Origin of the sequence: Pleomorphochaeta sp. DL1XJH-081 (assembly GCF_049310885.1) — a bacterium.
Taxonomy (GTDB): Bacteria; Spirochaetota; Spirochaetia; order Sphaerochaetales; family Sphaerochaetaceae; genus CAYZJV01.
Window position 1 is genome coordinate 1 of the sequence record NZ_JBMDYO010000028.1, and the last position, 682, is coordinate 682.

The 682-nt window shown below is 51.6% G+C and carries 1 protein-coding gene; it reads left to right on the forward strand.

Going from position 1 to position 682, the window contains the following annotated elements:
- Positions 1–141 precede the first annotated feature (141 nt).
- Positions 142–558, forward strand: coding sequence for an IS200/IS605 family transposase (tnpA, locus tag ACODJP_RS13760; protein WP_422482469.1), 417 nt, complete (start codon positions 142–144; stop codon positions 556–558).
- Positions 559–682 lie beyond the last annotated feature (124 nt).

A 682-nucleotide genomic window follows, 5' to 3' on the forward strand; every position in this document is an offset into this window, starting at 1 on the left:
TTAATAGTGTAAGAAATCCACAGGCTGAGCCTGTGGTGCGATAGGTGGTTAGACCCGAACAAATGTTTCGAAAGAAAAGGCCTCCCGTGATACAGTTTGGTTGCGGTTCACAACGCATCCGAACAGAAGACAGGAGGCCAGATGACAGAACAGAGTCTAGCACACACGTGCTGGGATTGCACCTACCACATCGTGTGGATCCCGAAGTATCGGAGGAAGGTGTTGTACGGGGAATGTCGCGAGGAGTTGAAAGGGATCTTGCGGCAATTGTTGGAGATGAAGAAGATTGAGATAGTGGAAGGGTCGATCAGCAAGGATCACATCCACTTGAGCGTGAGAATACCGCCGAAAGAATCGGTGTCGAGAATCATGGGGTATCTGAAGGGGAAAAGTGCCCTGATGCTGTATGATCGACATCCGGAATGGAGGCGGAGAACCGGAAAGGATAGAGCTTTTTGGGCACGTGGATACTATGTGAGCACCGTGGGATTGAACGAAGAGGTGATCAAGAAGTACATCCAAAACCAGGAAGAGGCGGATCGGTTCGGAGCGGAATGACGGAAGTACCCCTTTAGGGGTTGCGAGCAATGGATGCTGTTGTGAAACGCAGCTTTAGCTGCTGCCGGTATCAGGCCCTTACAGGGCTGACAGCAAGCCACCGGCTATGCCGGTGGTCATGACT

What these genes read in the sequence shown, in the direction of transcription:
- tnpA (WP_422482469.1), top strand. Translation starts at nt 142, where the DNA reads ATGACAGAACAGAGTCTAGCACACACGTGCTGGGATTGCACCTACCAC.